At 55.5% G+C, this 19,758-nt stretch carries 11 protein-coding genes and 1 pseudogene; 7 read left to right on the top strand and 5 right to left on the bottom strand.

The features are described 5' to 3' along the window. The first annotated feature begins 47 nt into the window (after positions 1 to 47). On the top strand, positions 48 to 899 hold the full coding sequence (panC, locus tag PCA10_RS13620) for a pantoate--beta-alanine ligase (RefSeq protein ID WP_016492675.1): 852 nt from the start codon (positions 48 to 50) through the stop codon (positions 897 to 899). A gap of 210 nt (positions 900 to 1,109) precedes the next feature. Here panC and PCA10_RS13615 read toward each other — a convergent pair whose 3' ends face one another. Then, entirely contained in the window at positions 1,110 to 4,916 is a 3,807-nt protein-coding gene (locus PCA10_RS13615; RefSeq protein WP_016492674.1) for an SIR2 family protein, read from the bottom strand. Positions 4,917 to 5,405: 489 nt separating this feature from the next. After that, complete coding sequence (locus PCA10_RS13610; protein WP_016492673.1) at positions 5,406 to 9,200, bottom strand: YobI family P-loop NTPase; 3,795 nt, start codon at positions 9,198 to 9,200, stop codon at positions 5,406 to 5,408. Between the two features lie 555 nt (positions 9,201 to 9,755). Here PCA10_RS13610 and PCA10_RS13600 point away from each other — a divergent pair. From PCA10_RS13600 to PCA10_RS13595, 3 genes and pseudogenes are all read left to right on the top strand, one after another. Next, positions 9,756 to 10,906, top strand: a protein-coding gene (locus PCA10_RS13600) for an IS3 family transposase (RefSeq protein ID WP_144276949.1) whose coding sequence is annotated in 2 segments (ribosomal slippage) — positions 9,756 to 9,993 and positions 9,993 to 10,906 — 1,152 coding nt in all. Because the reading frame shifts where the segments join, the coding sequence is not laid out codon by codon here. A 21-nt stretch (positions 10,907 to 10,927) separates the two neighbouring features. Then, a pseudogene (locus PCA10_RS29610) lies at positions 10,928 to 11,617 on the top strand (IS630 family transposase); the annotation flags it as partial. Positions 11,618 to 11,911: 294 nt separating this feature from the next. Continuing rightward, positions 11,912 to 12,787: a hypothetical protein gene (locus PCA10_RS13595; protein ID WP_016492671.1), complete on the top strand. Its 876-nt coding sequence runs from the start codon at positions 11,912 to 11,914 to the stop codon at positions 12,785 to 12,787. On the opposite strand, the gene PCA10_RS29605 is transcribed toward PCA10_RS13595, so the two are convergent. From PCA10_RS29605 to PCA10_RS13590, 3 genes are all read right to left on the bottom strand, one after another. Further along, a complete protein-coding gene (locus tag PCA10_RS29605; RefSeq protein ID WP_197539867.1) occupies positions 12,782 to 13,555 on the bottom strand; it encodes a DCL family protein in 774 nt (257 codons plus the stop codon). The two genes, PCA10_RS13595 and PCA10_RS29605, sit on opposite strands and share 6 nt — an antisense overlap. Positions 13,556 to 13,758: 203 nt before the next feature. Next, positions 13,759 to 15,423 carry a hypothetical protein gene (locus tag PCA10_RS30340; RefSeq protein ID WP_144276973.1) on the bottom strand — a complete coding sequence of 555 codons (1,665 nt, stop codon included), beginning with the start codon at positions 15,421 to 15,423 and terminating at the stop codon, positions 13,759 to 13,761. A 720-nt stretch (positions 15,424 to 16,143) separates the two neighbouring features. Further along, on the bottom strand, positions 16,144 to 17,094 hold the full coding sequence (locus PCA10_RS13590; protein ID WP_197539866.1) for a bifunctional GNAT family N-acetyltransferase/nucleoside diphosphate kinase regulator: 951 nt from the start codon (positions 17,092 to 17,094) through the stop codon (positions 16,144 to 16,146). A gap of 455 nt (positions 17,095 to 17,549) precedes the next feature. On the opposite strand from PCA10_RS13590, the gene PCA10_RS13585 reads away from it, so the two are divergent. From PCA10_RS13585 to PCA10_RS13575, 3 genes are all read left to right on the top strand, one after another. Further along, on the top strand, positions 17,550 to 17,888 hold the full coding sequence (locus PCA10_RS13585; protein WP_016492668.1) for a BRO-N domain-containing protein: 339 nt from the start codon (positions 17,550 to 17,552) through the stop codon (positions 17,886 to 17,888). 261 nt (positions 17,889 to 18,149) lie between these two features. Continuing rightward, positions 18,150 to 18,413, top strand: coding sequence for a helix-turn-helix domain-containing protein (locus PCA10_RS13580; protein WP_016492667.1), 264 nt, complete (start codon positions 18,150 to 18,152; stop codon positions 18,411 to 18,413). A 5-nt stretch (positions 18,414 to 18,418) separates the two neighbouring features. Beyond that, on the top strand, positions 18,419 to 19,627 hold the full coding sequence (locus PCA10_RS13575) for a type II toxin-antitoxin system HipA family toxin (protein ID WP_016492666.1): 1,209 nt from the start codon (positions 18,419 to 18,421) through the stop codon (positions 19,625 to 19,627). Positions 19,628 to 19,758 lie beyond the last annotated feature (131 nt).

The raw sequence follows: 19,758 nt of genomic DNA, 5'->3' as shown, positions 1-19,758 counted from the left end.
GAGTGGGGAGCCCAGAAGTCCCTGCCACACACTCCATCAGGCTGGCGATGATCACAACTGACAGCATCCAGACATTGCTCAAAGCGCTGCAGAACGCGCGCGATCAAAAGAAACGCATCGGGTTGGTACCGACAATGGGCAACCTGCATGAAGGGCACATCTCGCTACTGGAGTTGGCACGGCGGGAAAGCGATTTCGTCGTCACCAGTCTCTTCGTCAATCCAATGCAGTTCGGTCCCCAGGAAGATCTTCAGAGTTACCCCCGAACCCCTTCTGCAGATCAGAAGGCACTGTCCCGAGCTGGCTGCGCCGCGCTCTTCGCTCCAAGCGTGAAAGAGATGTACCCGAATGGGTTGAGCAACCACTGCAGTGTGCTTGTTCCCGGCGTTTCGGGAGGACTCTGCGGCGAAAGTCGACCGGGGCACTTTCAAGGCGTGGCGACTGTGGTGACCAAGCTGTTCAATATCGTTCAACCCGATATTGCGGTGTTTGGCCAGAAAGACTACCAACAGCTCGCCGTAATTCGGGCATTCACCCAAGACTTGAATTTCGCCACTCGCATACTCGCCGCGCCCACTTTTCGTGCGCCCGACGGGCTGGCACTGTCCTCACGGAATGGGTATCTAAGCCCTGTCGAACGCGACATCGCCCCCCTGCTCTACCGCTGCATCAGGCAAATCGCGGAAGCTGTCGAACAAGGCGAGCGCGACTACGCCTCACTCATCAAAGATGGCAAGACCATGCTGGAGGGAGCCGGATTCCGGATGGATTACCTTGAAATCCGTGCAGCACGAACACTTGAAGCACCCGCCCAACAGGACAAATCGCTGGTCATCCTCGTCGCCGCATTTATCGGTACTACACGCCTGATTGACAATATCGAGTGCTGCTTGCCCTGACCGCCGGAATGCGCACTCGGGCGCTCTACACTCGTTGCCTACCGCCGACTCGCAAAGTCCCTCGTTGACATTGAACTCGTCTCTAACTCGTTTGTCCGCTTTCGGCCGATAGCAGTCACTTTCGAATGGCAGCTACCGGACAATAGCGGTCATCGAGCACCTAGAAAATCCGGTGCGATTCGCTGGGTTGTCGGTCATGACGACCGTGGTCTAACTTCGTTCGACAAGATCTATAAGGCGCAAATAGCGTGGATCTGATGTCAGCTCAGGTTCGGTTTCCGCTATCAGTGCTAGCACCTTCGGTAACTCGTACGGCGGTCGGGTGAGGACCTGAGGTGTGGCTCTGTTCATCAAATCCAGCGTCGCTTCAGGGAATAGAGCGGTAATCGGCTTCTCATCACTAATCTCTCGGGTGAACCGGTAGAACGGATGGTCGTTTGTCTCAACCGGCACCAAGAACTTCTTCACCGCTTTGTAGACGGCCGGGAAGCTATCGCCGGTGTCATCAAGCAGGCCAATCCACGCCCTCATCGATGCAGAAGTTCTGTATTGGCGTTCTCTCGGCCAGTCTTCGTTGATTACGGGGATGACGTGTTTGGTCCAGCCGTTCTCGTTTTTCTGCCCAACCAGCCCCAACCAGGAAACGAACCGATTCCGAGTATCGTCAGACATCGTTCGCAAGACCGAACGCATTTCTCCTCGTGAAAGACCACTTGGCTCATCTGGGTAAAACACCCTCATGTAGCCTAGCCACTGGGCGGCCGCCTCTAAAAGTCCGTGATCCCAGGAAAGGCTTTCGACCCACGGGATGAGGTCAAGCAGAATCGGCTTAATGATCTCGGCCAACGGGGGCGAAGGCACGTGGCCACGAAGAAAACCGCTCCAAGCTGGTTCCGAAGCGGGATGCTCGAAGGCCAACATGGGGATAAGGCGTTCTTCAGTCCAACTGGGGTCTACAACCATGAGCCAGTTCAGTTTGCTAGTCGTTATCGACACAGCATGGTCCGCCCCCTCTCCCAGCGCAGTAAAGAGATGCTCGACACGTGACTTGATGCAATCAGGGATTAGTGAAGAGGCCTCCTGCTCCTCTCCGGGCACAGCACGGAAAAGGGCCTCAGCACACATGCCGACGGGGCCATTATTCGCATGGCTGAATGTGCGCCGGGACTGTTGAGTGACCTTTCCACCTTGGCGAACTTCGCCCAGACCGCTCTTCGCTGCATCTGCTCCGCCGCTCAGAATGCCATCGACGATGTGATCGTAGACTGCCCATCCGAGAGCCTCATCAAACTCAAGGATCGCGACCAAGTTCTGTTCGAGCCATCGGCCCAAGGTATGGCGTAGTTTGGCGATGACCGTATGTGGGAGTCGCGCTACCCGGTTCAGGAATGCCCGTCTCAGCCTGGGCGTGATGCCTGCGGGAAGTTCATTGATCATCGACGACCAGAACGCCTCTGGATAGTCGTCAGCCTTTCCGGCAATGGTCAGGGCAGACAATGCCTTGCGCGGATTGGCTTTCACCAAACCAGTAAAGGGCCGCTTCTCGGTAAAGCTGCCAAAGTCACGCTTCAGGTCTTCTTTTGCCCTGGAGACTACCTCGTTTACGGGAAGGTCCAAGACTGCATCTGGTTTCTCGTCTGTATCGACCCAACCGGTGCGCGAGCCGCGTTGGATCACCGTCGAGGTCGCCCGAGCGTCGCTCCATCCAGGAATACTTCTAATCAGATCGGCAAGCCGTTCACAACGATCTGCCGTCAGTTCACAGCCCTGTAGTTCCAGATACCGAGCGTATCTGGTGGCGAACTCATCTCGCAGTTCAGAAAACTCCTCCTCAGACCAGTAGGAGCGCTGATCGGGGCCCATCAGGATGCGGTCGGCGAGTTGATCTCGGTTCTCCTGGGCGAACTCCTCCCACCGGTCTACCAGCAGGAAAAGCAGCTCGCGCACCACATCGATGTCCCAGAACGTCTCCTGATCTAAGGACAAGACTTCTTCGGCAACATGGTCGGCCTCGAAGGTGTCTACTTTGCTGAACGCATACAGCTTCAGCTTCCGGAAGAAGAAACGGTCTGTCACAGGCCAGGTCGTTGCATAAGCATTCGCTAGTTCTGGCCACTTGGCAGCCATTCGGTCAAAAAGCTGGACGAACCAAGTCACGACCTCTGCGGCTTCCGTGATGTGCTCTCTCCCATCGACCTCACGGTCCGGATAGCAGGTCGGTGTATGAAAGTAGACGTTCTCGATATCCCCCAGTAGTCCAGAGGCGACGTTCAGCTGTTCCTCTAGAATGCCAATTACCTGTGGCAACAGATCGTCGGGGACGTCTACATCTTCGTTGTGCCGTTCAAGGAACACGACTTCCCACTGACCCAGGTCGCCGAGATGAATTTCCTCCCAGGGTGCACACGGCGGTTTGGCCTGCCGCAAGCCAAGCCGTGGCTTGATCTCCAAGCGCGGCGTCGAAACTCTCCGGAATTCTCGCAGGACACTGGCCGTCCAACCCTCCGCCTTGATCCGCTTCTTCAAGTCGAACCAGTCGCCATTCCACTGACGATTACGAGGGTCTCGATGGTGTTCGAGGATCAGGTTCCAGATATGACGAGCACGATCGTGAAGAGCCTCCGAGTGTTCCATTTGCCACTCGAACTGTTTCAGCAGTCGCGGATGCAGTCCGTTCTGCTGAGCGGCCCACCAGGCCAGCACGGGGCTATCGAAGGACTTGCTGACCCAGGTGATGAGGTGGCCAAGCCTAATCGGGGTCGCCTCGAAACCTTCGACCTGTCGCCAACCCAACCGATGAGACTCATATGGATTGTCGTCTTCGTCGCGCCAAACCAAGAGATTGTCGTTGCTGACCCCCTGTCTGCGATCATCCTCAGAGATATCTCTTAGATCATCATCGAGTCCATAAGCAGCCGCAGGATCGAAGACTTCTGCATCGTCGCCATAGCCGCGGCTCTGCTTCGCTGACCGGACTCTCGCATCCAACACACAAACCCATTCAGGATGAGCTAGCGGATCAGCCTCCGCGAACAATCTCGCCCCCTGCACTGTTCGAAGGACATGACCAACTTGGCCACGCTCATGAGGGCCCAGAACCTTCGGATCCTGCTGGCTTTTAGCGATTATGGATGCACGCCATCTGCGCGGATCGTCGGCCCGGTCGGCCCAGGCTTCCATGCTCCTCCATAAGTCCGGATGGTCGGAATAAGCTATGGCCGTGACGCCTCGGTCACGCCACTTGGCTTCGATCTCTTCCGGAAGCCCACGGTCAAAGGCATAGAGCCTAGACCGATCGTACTGGCCGTCATGATTGAGACCCTGGAGCAGATATTTGATTGGTGGGTCTTCCGCCTGATAGCCGACCAAAACGACGGTATATCGTTCGAGGAGGTGTCTGATGAAGTTGGTCGCCCATCCTTCGGAGAGGTAGGCACGCCCGAAGTCCGCGCTGCTTAGAACGTAGGGATGACTATCAGAGGTTGCTTCCACCAGCCGCCCGTGCAGATACGTGATCCCCTCTATTTTCGATCCGAAGTTCAGGTCGGGAAACGCAGGCGGCACGTGTCGAACCAGATGCTCTCCCCCTTGTCCGGCCTCAAACAATCGGTCGAAGTTGGTCGTGACAATCTGGGGCACGCCGTTCTGGCTCGAAGAAATCCGCTTAATCAGAGCGTGCTCACGTCCAAAATCGTTGGTTCTCAGGGGAGCACTCAGCCGCTCCGTGACCAGAGCGTTGACTTCATCCTTGCCGTATTCAAGGTGGAGGAGGTTGAAGATTTGGTCGAGTGGGACATTCGCTGCAGATTGGCTATCCAACCATGGCCGAAACGCGGTCATGATTTCTGAATCGGCTGGCGGGTCAAAGAACTCTATGACGTACCGAGTGAGGCCTACAAAAGTCGGCATTCCAGATGGCAACGAAACTCCGGCACCGCACAGAAATACGACACGACCCGCATCACAGCGTTCTAGAAGGATATCCGGTATGGAGGGACCATCGGGGTAGAATCTCATGAGTTCAATCCATGAATGCTGTTATAGGTTCCACTACCGGATTGGTGAGTGAAACTGCTTCGACGGTGGCTCCACGCATGTTGAGCCGCATTAGTATCGGGGCGCGTCGACGATGCCTAACGTTACTGTCGCCAATTAGCTCTCTTCGATGCTCAATAACCGCCCCATTTGCGAGCTTTGGAGTCTCAGGTCTGGAACCGAAAAGCCGGCGTCAGGAATGCGTCGATTATGCCCGCGCTCTGAATGCAATGTAGTGACTAGAGTGTGGATGTAAGTGGCGTGCCGTGGCGCGCACGATACGGAAATTTTCGAGCAGAAAAGGGGACCGGCAGAGAAGGGGACAGATTTATTTTCTCTACTCTAATGACCGCTGCTGGCCGATAGCAGCCGGTGGTATACGGCAGCCAGCGGCCAGAAACGGCCATTCTGCCCAACAAATAAATCTACCCCCCTTTTCCTAAATGCTCATTTCCGCTCGCAAGTTTCAGGTTAGGCGATTTGGTTTCGTTTGCTGAACACGACGGTGCGTTTGGCTTCAAACCTCACAGCCCCCACGAATCCTCGCCGTTTCAGCGCCTCAACCAGCTTTCTATCATCCTCGGAGGTTGGTAGGTGTGCACGTTTCTTTACAACGAGTGCACCATGTTCCTCTCCAAGAAGTGGAAGTACCTTTGCCACATCAGCCCAGCTGCAGTTCATCTGCAGCGCCTGGATAATCATCTCTGTCCGCTTCCGGGTGCTCACAGATGTATCTGAAAGGCAGTGCATAATCACGGGCAAGTAGCTGGACGGGAATGTGGCTTGCTCCTTATTCGCGCGTACGCAAGCGTTTGCCAGCTCCTCGACCGAGCCTTCCCAGGTGCTGAACATCTCTGCAGTAATGCCCTGCCACATCGTCATGGTATCCGCTAGGGATGCGACACCAGAGCGACTCAGACAAGTCACCAACCGAACTGGTAATGCCGACAAACTCAGAATGTCACGGGCTTTCCGCCAATGATGGGCGATATAGCGAGCCTCCACTGAAGGGTCGTATTGAGCGATAAGCTCTCTGATTTCTGAACTGAATGGGACGAAGGCCGCGTTAGAGAAAGAGACCCACCGCGCCATTGGGACAGCCCCTTTCACCAATACTGACGGAGCCAAGACGATCGACGAGAAAAGGGTCTTCAGTGTGTCATTGCTGACCTGCTCATTTTGGATAAGGAAGGTCTGCAACTCCTCCTCGCCTTCAACGCCCCAAAGCTCATTGGCCAGGGTTGATGCATTACGGGTCAGGAACTCGACGAAGATAGGTATAGCAGTGCTGCCCAAGTCAGGTCGCGCAGGATTATCAGAGGATTTGGTGTCGCTGTTGGGTGCAATGACAACGCCGTCGAAGAATGTCCACGCGGCATTCCCGGCGTTGCTGAGACGCTCAGACTGCAAGGCCGGCAACCACAGCAAAGATGGAAGCTTATCCAGCTCGGTCAGCATGCATGTTGTACGCTCGAACATTGCCAACCGAAGGTCATCTTCGTCTTGAAGGAGAGCAAGCACAGCAAGTAGTGAGGCCTCCGTTTCGTCCAGGATGCCCATCTGGCCCAGCAGCTCGCCCACATACTTTGAGGGTGATTTTTCAACAAGGCCATCGAAGCCCACCAGCCCCAACTGGCCAAGTCGGTGATGAGAAACCGTTCCGACTTCGGTGTATGGCTCCAAGGTGCTGCATAGCAGCCTCAGCATCGGCATAGTAGGACTGATGCAGCCCCACTCGACCAAGGCTTTGAGATCTTCAGCTGTCGTCGCGTCGCTGACATTGCAAAACTGTGCCGGTTTTTCTTTCAGCCAGGCCCAGCCCAATTGCCCGGAGGCAAGTCCAGGAACCAGCTTGGAGACCTCACGCAGGTCGTTGATGACCTTCAGCAGCGTACCCCTACGCCCCTGCAGTTGTTCAACCTGATCAGCCGACAAGCTGTCCAGTACAATAACCACCAGATCTTCGCGAGCAAGGTTTGCCTTGTCGTAGGAAAGGAGCTGATTGATGAGGTTGGAATCATTCCTGAAAAGTGCCTTGATGAAGGCGCTCCTATCCTCCTCTGGTAGCAGCTCGACCGCCTCAGAAAGGCGCCCCATGTGGTGATGGCTGCTTTTGAGGATTACCGACAGCTTTTCTTCCCTGGCCTCGGCGTCATCCTGGCGCGGGCGAACGAGCTCAGCCATCAAGTGCACTAGCAGTCCTTTGCCCTTGTCGACTGAGTCAAGATCTAGCTTGCTAACGACTCGCTCCGGATTTCGTATCGGCGTACCGACATCCAGCATTTCGCCCCGGGCGAGAGCCATCGTGAGTTTCTTGTCCGACTGGGTCAGCGAGCCCTCGTAGAAATAGCCAAGGTAATCAGTGTAATCGGTGTCCAGGTAGCCCCGATGCAGCAGGAAGGTGATCAGCTCGTAGCCTTTGAGCTGTGGAGAGAGCGAATCCCCATAGCCGTCATTACATGCTTCCCTGAATGGCATGGTCTTCAACTTGGTAATTTTTCGCTGGAGCCCACTTATCTCTTCATCAATGTCATCAATTGACACCTCGAGGCCGGCTACGCGCTCGGCGTACGACAAATCTTTCAGCACAGCTTTAGGACTTTGGGCCTCGCCCCTCGGATTTCCAAATGATCTGGAATACTGAGTGGGATAGACATTTCTCAGGTTGACCACTTGGTCAAACGATTCTTCTTCGACAAATTCCAGTAATGAGAAAGCTGTTTGGTCTTCCGAGTATAGGGCGTTGGCGCTTCTGAGACCGCCTCTGCGGATGAGCTCGAACCATACACATGCACGAAGACTCGCCAAGTCAGTGGCGACCTCAGCTTCACGCGTCGCTCGGCGTTTCTTCAACGCTGCTATGGCGAGCTGATGGCGTTGAACCTCCGATTTGGTCCAAGCGGGATAGCCTTCGATGGCTTGAAAGACCACGCCTCTTCGCTTGAGTAGATCGGAATACACCTCAGGATGCAGGTTCCTCAGCGCTACCATTGCGAAAAGCTTGTTCGGGTCAAGCACCAAACCGTCATTTGCGAGGATGTTGGCGTAGATGTCGAACTCATTCACGATGTTCTTGATCAACCGCATCTCATCGATGTGGTAGCCCACCGTCTCGATTAGCTTGGGCGTGAGGTCTAAATTGAGCGGCTGACCACCCACGTGCCGCTTCCTCAAGAGTTCAATGAGCTTTTCCCGCGAGTTTTCCGAGTTCACCACAGGGATGATGGGGATGATCAGGTCAAAGAATTTTGTCTTGTCCGTGACGGTAAACATCTCATCTCGCAGCGCATAGATGAAATGGATGGGGCGCTTGACCTGTGGGGACTGCCGAATGATGAAGTTGATCTCGCGCAATCTGAAGAAAATCTCCTGGATGTCGAACCTATCTAGGTCTTCGATCACCACAACATCGATGTCGCTGCGTTCAAAGCAGTAAATGATCTCGTCGATGTTCTTGTGCAACACCGACCCATGATGGGTCGCCTCAAGCTTGCCGCCCTTGAGCGTAAGGCCGTCGATGCTGAAGAGTGAGAGCAGCTTTAAGCCTGAATACAAGGCCCACACGCCGCCGGCCACCACCACGCCGAGCGCAATAGGTTCGGGCACCCACATAAGCCCATTCAGCGCCCAATCCTTTGCTACCGTGGAAAGGGTTTGTAGCTTCGGCGCTCCAAGCCGTAATGCGCATATCCCGATTACAGCAACGCACAGAGTCCGCCAGCAAACTCGTAGAGTTGAAGCATGAGAAATACGTTTGAGCCGCGTTTTGGGGAGCTGCTTCGCTTGTACCGCGTACAGAAGCTGTTGAACGATCGTTTCTTCGATACGGTTGATCAGATCGGCGCTGGCTGTTCCATCGCTACTGGCGGCAACAATTGCAGCAGCGCCAGGAATCGGAGTTCCCGCTGACTCATCGGACGGTTTTTGGGCGGTTGTGGGAGCTTTTGCTTTGGTGAAGGTGGCTAGCGAGACGAAGGTGTGCTTGAAGCCGCGATGGTGCTCGAAAAACGTCTTCAGAACACTGCTCTTGCCCGCGCCATAGCCACCAGTGATCGCAATGTTAAGCACTTCCTCGTTGTGCAGCGCCCGTAAAAGCTCGCGTTCGTACCGCGCTGCCCTATCGTCCTCCACAAATACCGGGGTCAGAGGTTCGAAAAAGCGGTCATCGTCACTACGCCAAGCTTCAAAGGATCGCCGTGCTGCACGGCCACCGGCGACAAGCGCCCACCAACAGCGGCTAGCGCCGCGCGCGATTCTCTCAAACATCTACCTGATCCTGGTTCGTGGCCTTTCGTGCAACGCTGACCGCACACACCACCTTCCGATGCTATGTCCATGCCGGGGCCCTGTTGGGCTAGGCGACGCCTGTTATAGTAGCTATATGCCACACGCCAAGGCTTTGTGCTAGGAGTCCGGCCGCCTCGCATGGCGATCCTCATCTCTCTGAAACGAGCGCCATCTTGATAGGCAAATTTCTTCTCGCTAAATATTGCCACTGGAGAACTCACCGACTTGAACGGCCTGTCCCTGGGACTGATGGACATGTAGCTAAGAGCTATAACTCCTATTTCGCCGCTCAAACTTCATTAGGTTCTGTTGCATGCGGTGGTGCATCACCCTATAGGCAACTATACGCGAACAAAGATCGCCGATAGGTATAGCTACGCATGAACGTTGCCTGTCTTCAGCTGGCTAGCGAATGACTGCTATTGGCCGGTTACTGCCGCCAGTAAAGGGCAGCTTCGGTCCGAAGGCAGTCTGAATCGCCCCTAGTTTCGTAGACACCTCCAAGCCTCATAATGAGGCCCATTAGGAGGTGCCATGAGCAACCAGCGTTACCCCGAAGAATTCAAAATCGAAGCGGTCAAACAAGTGACCGAGCGCGGCCTCCCCGTAGCCGAGGTGGCAGCGCGGTTAGGCATGTCGGTGCATAGCCTGTATGCCTGGATCAAGCGCTACGGCAAGCCCCAGGCGCAGCGGCAGCAAGACGACGATCAGCAGGCCGAACTGCGTCGTCTGCGCGCCGAACTCAAGCGAGTGACCGAAGAGCGAGACATCCTAAAAAAGGCCGCCGCGTACTTTGCCAAGGAGTCCGGCTGAAGTACGCCTTCATCAGCAAGCTGTCGGTGGAGTACCCGGTTCGACGTCTCTGCCAGACCCTGAAAGTGCATCCCAGCGGTTACTACGCCTGGCTGACCGAGCCGAAATCCGTACGCGCCAAGGAAGATCAGCGCCTACTCGGGTTGATCAAACATGCCTGGCTGGAAAGCGGTGGGGTCTACGGCTATCGCAAGATTCACGACGACCTGCGTGAGCTGGGGGAGTCCTGTGGCCGGCACCGCGTGGCTCGCCTGATGCGAGGAGAAGGGCTGCGCTCACAGACCGGCTATCGGCGGCGCCCCGGCTATTACGGCGGCCGGCCAACGGTGGCTTCGCCCAATCGCCTGGAGCGGCAATTCAACGTTAGTGAACCGAACAAGGTCTGGGTCACCGACATCACCTACATCCGCACCTATGAAGGCTGGCTGTATTTGGCGGTGGTGCTGGATCTGTTTTCACGCCAGGTGATCGGCTGGTCGATGAAGCCACGGATGTGCAGCGACCTGGCTATCGATGCCCTGTTGATGGCGGTGTGGCGGCGCAAGCCCAAGCAGGAAGTGATGATCCACTCCGACCAGGGCAGCCAGTTCAGCAGCTCGGACTGGCAGAGCTTCCTCAAGGCCAACAACCTGATCAGCAGCATGAGTCGACGCGGTAACTGCCACGACAACGCGGTGGCGGAAAGCTTTTTCCAGTTGCTGAAGCGGGAACGCATCCGACGAAAAACCTACGGCACCCGCGAAGAAGCCCGGAGTGATGTGTTCGATTACATCGAGATGTTTTATAACCCCAAACGCCGGCACAGCAGCGCTATGCAGCTATCGCCAGTGGAGTTTGAAAAGCGTTATTTCCAGAGCTTGGAGAGTGTCTAGGAAAGCCGGGGCGATTCAGACATTGCTCAGCGCTTGGGTACCAGCAAGGATGTCGTATCGCGGTGGAGGCAGCGTTTCGCTAAGTTGGGCTTGTTGGGCTTGAACGATGAACCGCGCTCTGGCCGCCCACGCACGATTTCGGATGAGCAGGTTCAGCAAGTAGTAAATCAGGTGCTGCAAGGTAAGCCCGACGATTCCAGCCACTGGAGTACGCGCCGCATGAGCCGCGAGACGGGCCTTTCTCCTGCCAGCATCATGCGTATCTGGCACGCGTTTGGGATCAAGCCGCATCTGGAAAAAACCTTCAAACTTTCCACCGATCCGTTGTTTGTCGACAAGGTTCACGACATCGTTGGGCTGTACTTGACTCCACCCGAGAGAGCCTTAGTACTGTGCGTTGATGAGAAGAGTCAGATTCAAGCCTTGAACCGCACACAACCTGGTTTACCCCTATCTCCGGGCAATCCTGCAACTCGCACGCACGATTACAAACGACACGGTACGACCTCTCTGATCGCTGCTCTGGATGTAGCAACCGGTGAGGTCATCGGCCGCTTAAAGCGTCAACATCGCAGTACAGAGTTTCTTGCCTTTCTGAGAGAGATCGATGCATCGGTACCTGCCGAAATGCCGATTCATCTGATCATGGATAACTACGCAACACACAAGACCGACAAAGTCAGAGCCTGGCTTGCGGCGCGTCCGCGGTTTGAACCTGGTGGAACTTACAGGAGCACACTGGCATTATTGCGAACATCGACCCAACGTGGACTTAGACTAAGCGGCCGGTCGGCAGTGCGTCCAGTTGTCGCCGTACGGCGGGGACATTGTTGATCCCAATAGCTGCCGTTCAATCCGCTTGCGATGTGTTCCTAGTTGGACAGTGCTCCGGTCAGCGACGAAAAATTCGTATCCTCAAAAGTGGTCCTTCATTTGCACCAACCTACCAGCGACGCCCAAGCAGCCCCTGCGCCCTCTCGAAATTTGACGAGTTGGGCAGGAATTGTGTCCCTTATCTATATCGTGATCGTCTTGGGCGCGCCGCTCGTCGTAAATCTCGGCGTCTGCAGTAACAGCACGGCGCACGTTTTCTGCTGGTTGCTGCCAAGGACGGCGCTCACCGAATTCGATAAGTGGGGATCCTACTTGTCGGGGGCATTGGTGCCGTTGTCCCTTGTATGGGTGGGCCTCGCGTTTCGATTGCAGCAGCGCCAGTTACTTGACCAGGGTCGACAGCAGGCTCGCGCCTCGGAGATTGCCTTTGAATCCCAGCGGATCGCCGACCGACAGGCGCTGAGCGCGCTAGCGCCGACCTATCTGACACGGATGGATGCAGCGCTTCGGGATTTTGCGGAGCTAATCAACAGCAACCTCCATCGATCGACCGAAGGAGAAGTTGGAGGGCGGGTCCCCGATGCGGAGGTGGCGACGTCGATGTCGGCTGTTGGCTCGGTTTTCACTACTTATCACAACCGTCTAATCGGTCTCGCGAGGGGCGAGCTAGGCGACGAGGAAGTCCATGATCTGAAGCAGTTGTTTATCGACAGCGACATGTCAGACCACCTCGACTTCTTCTTCGAGCCGTTCAACGAGTTTGAGCGTAGATGTCGCAATCTCGACTGCATGATCCTTATGCCGCCTCATGTCCGCTCGATGGCGGGATCGATCAAGTGGAACTTCCTGCGGTCAACTTGGCGCTGGCATCCGGACCAAACCGAGCGGCTTCGCCTCGCGCACCTAGTTGGGTGGACGGCCAGCGAGTTGGAGGCTCGATTCGCCGAAAATCCGGAGGATGAGGCGTGGGTCCCGTACGACGCCGAACGCGAACACGAACGTCTTGCCAGTCAGCGCCGACGTCGCCGCGCGCAGCATGGTTCATGATAGGCAACGTCGCCGCATTCGAATTGTTTGGAACTTTCTGAGCTTTCCTCCTTTCAGAGCATTCGCGGTTTTGCTGGATGGTTGGAGTTCAGCGTGGGTCAAGTGGAATGCTTCAAAGGCCTTGCTGATCTCCTGATCAACCAAGGCCAATGCCTCACCGCTTCCCACCGTATCGAGTAGGGATAGGTCAACTTCATTGATCTCTGAGAAGGCCTGCAGCAACAGCCAGAACGGAGCCTTGTGGTCTATATGCAGATTGCCACGATGCACGATGTTTTCGCCGCTGATCGTACATCTAGCGGGTAACTTCAGTGTCTCTCGAAACTCTATTAGCTGTGAACGAACCGAGAACCTAAGTGCCTCGCAGACCTTCCCGTAGGATGATTGGCGCACTCCGGTGATGCAGCGCTTGTAGGAGAATGAGTCTTCTGTGCCATCGCTGCGAACAAGCCAAAGCCCCTGGCCTGCGCCTAAAGCATTCCGTTCGACTCTGAAGTGGTCAACGCCTGATCCAATCTTCCGCTCTGCGTCTGGGTGTAGCGCAATGAGTAGATGAAGCTTTTGGATGGCAACTTTGTGGGAAACCCTGCCAACCGGTGCTGTAGCCACGAAGATCTTTAGCCTATCAAGCAGCTCTTGTTTGGATGAGTACTGAAATGGCCCTAACCAGTACAAACCTGAATCTCCCTCACCTGCCGTGTCTTTATAGATCTGCCAATGGATCCGTGGCGCACAGAGGCCTGTCCCCGCCTTTGATGAGCTTCTCATGAACATGAAACTTTGAACATTGGAAACTATCACGGAGCCGGATGACTAAAGATCTCTACGACAAAGACGCTCATGAACGAAATACATCGGCTATAAGTTCAACCAGATGCTATGTTAGAAACGAACCCGACTATGCGAGTTCTTTATTAACTCATGAAGACTGAACGTCGGGCTTGCCCTGAGCGATTGACTACAAGAGCCATTCATGAAATGTGCTTGAACAGTAACCCCGTCGGCGAGTTTTCACGAGCAATTTGTTCTGCCTGCAGATCTTTGTACTTTGTTCTGATGTCTTTGAAATTAGGGAGGCCAACCATCCCTAGAACACCACCCAGCGCACCTAGGATAATGTTTCCTGTCAGAGCTCCCGCTACGCCGATTGTTCCGGCAGCTAGGCATGATGCGACGTCGATTCCGTAAAGCTTGAGTTTTTTATCACGTGCGTCTTTTAGCGACGCCTGATGCGCGGCGAAAGCCCGATCTAGGTTTTCTACGACTTGGTCGGCTGTACGGAAGTAATTCTCTGGCCGAACTTTGATCAGCTCAGAAACACCCTGGCCCAGTAAAGACCTCAGCTCTTCAGCCAAACCAGCCTTCCGGATATTTAGCACTGTTTCCGGAGGAACCTTGCCGAGCCATTCCAAATTTTTATCTGCCTCAGCGCTCAATGCACGCATCACATGCATGCTCTTTCGATCATCAGATGGACGCTCAACTGTTCCACCTTGGTAGTCCAGCATCCAATTGAAGTACTTCCACGACGTCTCCGCACCTATAAATGGTGTCCCACCAAAGTGATTAGCGCACTGCTGAGAGGCCAATGCTTGGGGCATGCGTCCCAAGCAAGCATGCAATACATGATTTCCTGCTATAGCTTGGTTCAAGCCTGGGGTGGCTCCTTCTTTCAGGGCCCTGACCAATTGCGCACGAGCATCCCTGCCCCACAATGTATCAATGATCAGTCGATCAGCACCCTTAAGCTCAGCTAACACGGCGTCAATAGAATGCAGCTCTCCACAAAAATCCACCAGGTGTTCAACGGACTCGAAATCACGGCCAAACAGGTAGCCACCATGATCACAGGACAGAGACCGACTCTGCTCAGCTAGCAGCTCTCTATCTTCATCATTCATATCTCTTGGATTAGGTGAAATAACCACCAATGGAGGGGTTATTTCAGCCAGTGCGATATCCCTGTACGTCATCGCATTCAAAACGTGCTTGATAAATAGCTCAACGACTTGTTTGGCTGGCAATGCCTCAAAAAGCGGGGCGATCTTGAGAATCGGACAAGGGAGCACGATAGTGTCGATGTAAAGTCCAGCAGTCGATACAACGTTTTCCCAATGAGCGGGGAACAGATCACCAGAGAAAGTAGCTTTGAACTGCTGGCCATCTTGAAGGTGGAATGCTGCGGGATCTGACACCGACGACCAGAACTCCCTAATGCCCTCCGCGAATTCAGGAAGAGCTTTTGTGCAATGCTTCACCAACTCGTCATTTCTCACCGCAACTGCAGCTGCTTGTGCAGGTGTCGCATCAGCCTTGACCATTGGGTTGTAAAGAAAATCGAATTCCCGGAACAAAAAATCGAAATAAACACTTTGGATTTTTTGCAAGCTTATCGAGTTTTTAGATGCATCTCGGTAGGCAAAGGCTCTGATGGCCAAAGTCATGGCCCGAATCCTGCCATCAACAGTTGTCGGATCGACTAAGCCGTCAGGGCGTAACCTAATCGCCATTAAACTTTCTCTGAAGCCATCTACCAGATGCGCTGCAATATGAAGTTTTCCCTCATCAAGCCGGGCTCGGAGCAAGAAGACTCTGTCAGTAAGATCCTGAACTTCTTCTTCCGAGTATTGGCGCATCCTGGTCGTCTCTTCATTGTTTGATGGTGGGTCGGCACTAACGACCCGCATACTTTCTATGGCAGATCACGCTGGCAGCGCACGCAACCTTGCTTTCATCGTTGCGAAAGGGATCATGGCGCGACATCCCTACCTTGCTCTGCGCGACCGACTGTAACCGCCAATCCCGAGGTGCTGAAAGCTCTGGGCGCGGTTCGACGGCGCGAGGGGTGACGCTCCAATAGCTGCAGTCATTTGGAATGCCCCGTCTAAATGGCTACATCAAGCGGCTCGCTCGGATGCCTCCATCGGCCAGGAAACCCTGCCAACCGGTGCGGTGGCCACGAAGACCTTGAGCCTATCAAGCTGCTCTTGTTTAGATGAGTACTGAAATGACCCTAACCAGTACAAACCTGCATCTCCCTCACTGTCGCGCCCTTTCAGCTCTGCCGACGAAACCGTCGCCTGCAGAGGCGTGCCCCCCTTTGCATGAGCTTCTCATGAACGTGGAGCTATGAACATTGGAAGCTTTCTCGGAGCCGAATGGCCAGTGGCGCTTATTGAAAATACGGTCATGAACGAAGTACATCGCCTATAAGTTAAATCATGCGTTATAGGCACTGACTCGACAAACCAGCTTCCGTCCACTCCCTCAATAAACCAATGAAACGGTGAACGGCGCAGCCCCTTCTTTGGGGGGATCTTCGCGCCTGATGGACGAACACTGAGCTAAACGCGCAATTACAGGTGGAAGTCGCCCGCGGCCTCCGGCTGGTAAAGCACTTTCCTGATCTCGATCCGGCGGGTCCGATCAGAAATCCGCCAGTCGATGGCGTCCCCTTCCTGATAGCCCAGGATGGCGGCGCCGATGTCGGAACACACGGAATGTTTCCCGGCGCTGCTGTCCGCGTCCTCTGGGTAGACCAGGGCCACTTCGATCTCTTCGTCGTCCAGCTGCAGCAAGGCCCTGGAGTTCATCGTGACGACATTGCGCGCCACCTGCTGCGGCTTGACCACGATGGCCCGCTCAAGCTCATGTTCGAGTTCAACGACGGCCGGGCCTTGCTCGAGCACGATCAGACTCTCGAGCCTGGCCTTGTCGATTTCAGTGATGCAAATCCCAGTGGAGTCGCCAACGGCACCTTCGCGCAAGAACTGGCGATAGCTTCCTGCTGTCATGGAGAATGACTTCGATGTCGGCGTTTCGCTCTCAAGCAGAAAGCCGCTGCGCACAAAGGCTTTCAGCGAGCGCACGTTGTCCGGGTGGATCTTGGCGATGAGCTTCTGGGCCCGCATGTCGAGGAAGGCCAGTTTCATGCCTTCGCGTATCGTGCGGGCGCCAAGGTTTCGGCCCCATTTGTCGCTGTTTCCGATGACCAGGACTATCTCGCAATCTGAGCCGGTCTTGACGAGACGGACAAAGCCCACCGGGGCGTCATACCGGTCATAGGCCATGAAGAATCGGCCGCCCCGGTTGAAAAGATGGGTCAGGATCGGCGATTGAGTCCGATCGATGGCTTGCTCGATGGAGCGGGAGACATCACGCGAATCGCTCAAATAGCAGGTGACTCGCTCATCCTCCAACCAATCCATCAGCGTCAGCGCGTGTGCCCGAGTAATTTCAGGGCACAGCGAAATGAAAGGCTTGTTCATCTTCACCACACTCATATGCAAAGGATGAAAGCCCTTCATGGCGATGCCATGACGGTTCTTTCGGCAACCGGCTATCTTAAGCCATTACGCGAGTAATGCCGAACAGCCTGCGTAACCTCCCTTGTAGGATGGGTTGAGCGAAGCGATACCCCCGGATTACATCCGGGCTACGTCCTTGGGCGCGTTGATGTATCGGACATTCCCTACCCCGTAACCGCGTTGCCGTCCTACAGGGACCTTGGGCAGCATCCGATCCGTTCTGGCTTCGGCCGGGACCTGGGTGTGGAAACCCGGTAGTTGGCTGAGTGCGACACCGCCATAGCAAGGTCCCGTGGTCCCATGGGAGTGCCTTGGCAGTCTATGGCGGACCGTGCGAGGCGGACGCAAGTCCGGCCGGCTGGCTAGCTCCGGTTTTCCACCCTCGCACGGTCCGCCACCCAAAATGAGGAAGTTACCGGTGGCGGTTCCCTAATCCCGATATGGATGGAACCGCGATGAACAACACCTGCTACATCCCCCGCACCTACCTGCGTCACCACCGCCAGTTGCGCGCCCTGCTGATCGGCCACGAAGCCTGGTTCAGCGCCCAGGACCTGTCGCGCCTGCTCAGTTGCCACTTCAGCGCCCGCCTCCCCTCCATGCTCGACCCGGACCAGAGCCGGCGGGAAAACCTGCGTGACGCCAATGGCCAGTTCATTGATGAGCTGCTGCTGAGTGAGTCCGGCGTCTACAACCTGCTCAGCGTGCAGTTCTACCATCCGGAAAACCGCAACCTCAGGCAGTGGCTCACCCACGAGGTGGTGGCCGACCTGCGCGGCGCCTTTGGCCGGTAGGCTGCGTGCAACGACGGCGGCCCGGGCATCTACAGCGGGCCGCCCTCCCCACCCGGCTCCGTCAACCATAGCGAGATCGTTTGGGTGCTGCACGGTTGGCCACTCCCCTACCCTGTGCTCCCTACTGAAGTCCCAGGCCGATAACGTTACGTATACGAACCATTTATAAATAAATGTTATGCATATGTAACATTTAAATTGACTGAACAGAATGTTACGTATACGGTTCACTTCATCTTGAATGTTATGCAGACGTAACCTATGGATGCCTCAATTCTGGCCCGCCGCCTTGGTGCTCAGATCACCGAAATGCGCCACAACCGTGGCCTGACCATCATAAAACTGGCCAGCCTGGCTGGCGTGACCCGTCAGAAGCTCTCCGAGATCGAGAAAGGCAGACTGACCGTGTCGATGGCGATGTACGCCCAGGTCATTTCAGCACTGGATGCCCAGATCACCTTGGTTCCGGCGTTCAAGCCGACCCTGGAAGAGCTGGAAGACTTGTTCAAAGAGTCCAAGGAGTAAGAGGCATGCGAGCCCTTGTCAGAACGCCACAGGGCGAGAGCGGAGAGCTGTCTTTCCACGGGAAAGACGGCTACCTCTTTCGTTACGGACTCGGTGCCGGGGAAGATCAGCAAATCAGCCTGAGCATGAAAGTGCGGGAGAGGGGCTACGAGTACCCGCAGCTTCATCCCATCTTCCAGATGAACCTGCCGGAAGGCTACCTGCTGGAACAGCTGCGCAACCGCTTCGCCAAAGCGACCACACTTGATCCGATGATGATGCTGTCGTTGACCGCCAGGGGCGCTCAGATCGGTCGCGTCTCCGTGCACAACCGCGCCATTCACCAGTTCATGGCTGATCAGGGGTATTCCACGGAAGCCCCCCCTAAGGGGGAGAGGCTTGATGAGATCCTCGCCTGGGATGGCAGCGAGGACATCTTCGCCGAGCTAGTGAACAAGTACATCCTGCGAGCCGGCGTCTCCGGTGTGCAGCCAAAGGTACTGGTGCCCGAGACGCTTACCGTTGTGCCGCATCCGACCATGGCAACCCCCGACCTGATCGTAAAGACCGGTAGCGATGATTACCCCGGCCTGGCCATCAATGAGTTCGTCTGCATGGAGGCGGCACGCCTAGCTGGTATTCCTGTGCCGGAGTTCTTCCTCTCGAACAACCACCAGCTCTTCGTCATGCGCCGCTTCGATCGTGATGACCTGCTGCGCCCACTGGGCTTCGAGGACATGGCCGTGCTTATGGGTCTTCCGGCAGACAAGAAGTATGACCGGAGCTACGAGATGGTCGTCCGGGCCATCAACCTTTACTGCCAAGGTGAACAGGCCAGCCAGTCCGTCATTCAGTTCTTCGACATGGTGGCCCTCAGCTGCATCGTGGGGAACGGCGATGCACACCTGAAGAACTTCGGCCTGCTGTACCAGGATCCGATGGGTACCGATGCGCGTCTAGCACCTGCCTACGACATCGTGAATACCACCGCGTACATTCCCGAGGATGCCTTGGCCTTGAACATGGGCGGGTCGAAAGGGATGTTCCAGTCCAGGCTTACGATCTTGGATTTAGCCAAGACCTGCCACATTAGCAACGTGAAGGGCCGGATCATCAACCTGCTCAACGCGGTACGCGAGAGCCTGCAGACCCATCGACACCTGGAGCCGGAAGCCCCAGCCGTATTTTCGGCGATCCGCACCCAGGCCGAGCACTTCGCCAAGACCTTTGCATAGGAAGGCGGAAAACGTACCGGAAAATAGCCGGCCCCCTCGTGCCTATCGATAAGCAGCTGCCTAGCCGGACTTGTCCTTCTTGCGCACGAAATCCAGATAGAAAGTCACCACTGCAAACAGAACGATCAGGG

It is taken from the genome of Pseudomonas resinovorans NBRC 106553 (assembly GCF_000412695.1).
Taxonomy (GTDB): Bacteria; Pseudomonadota; Gammaproteobacteria; order Pseudomonadales; family Pseudomonadaceae; genus Metapseudomonas; species Metapseudomonas resinovorans_A.
Note: the sequence above shows the minus strand (reverse complement) of the source record. Positions and strands in the feature narration are given on the sequence as shown.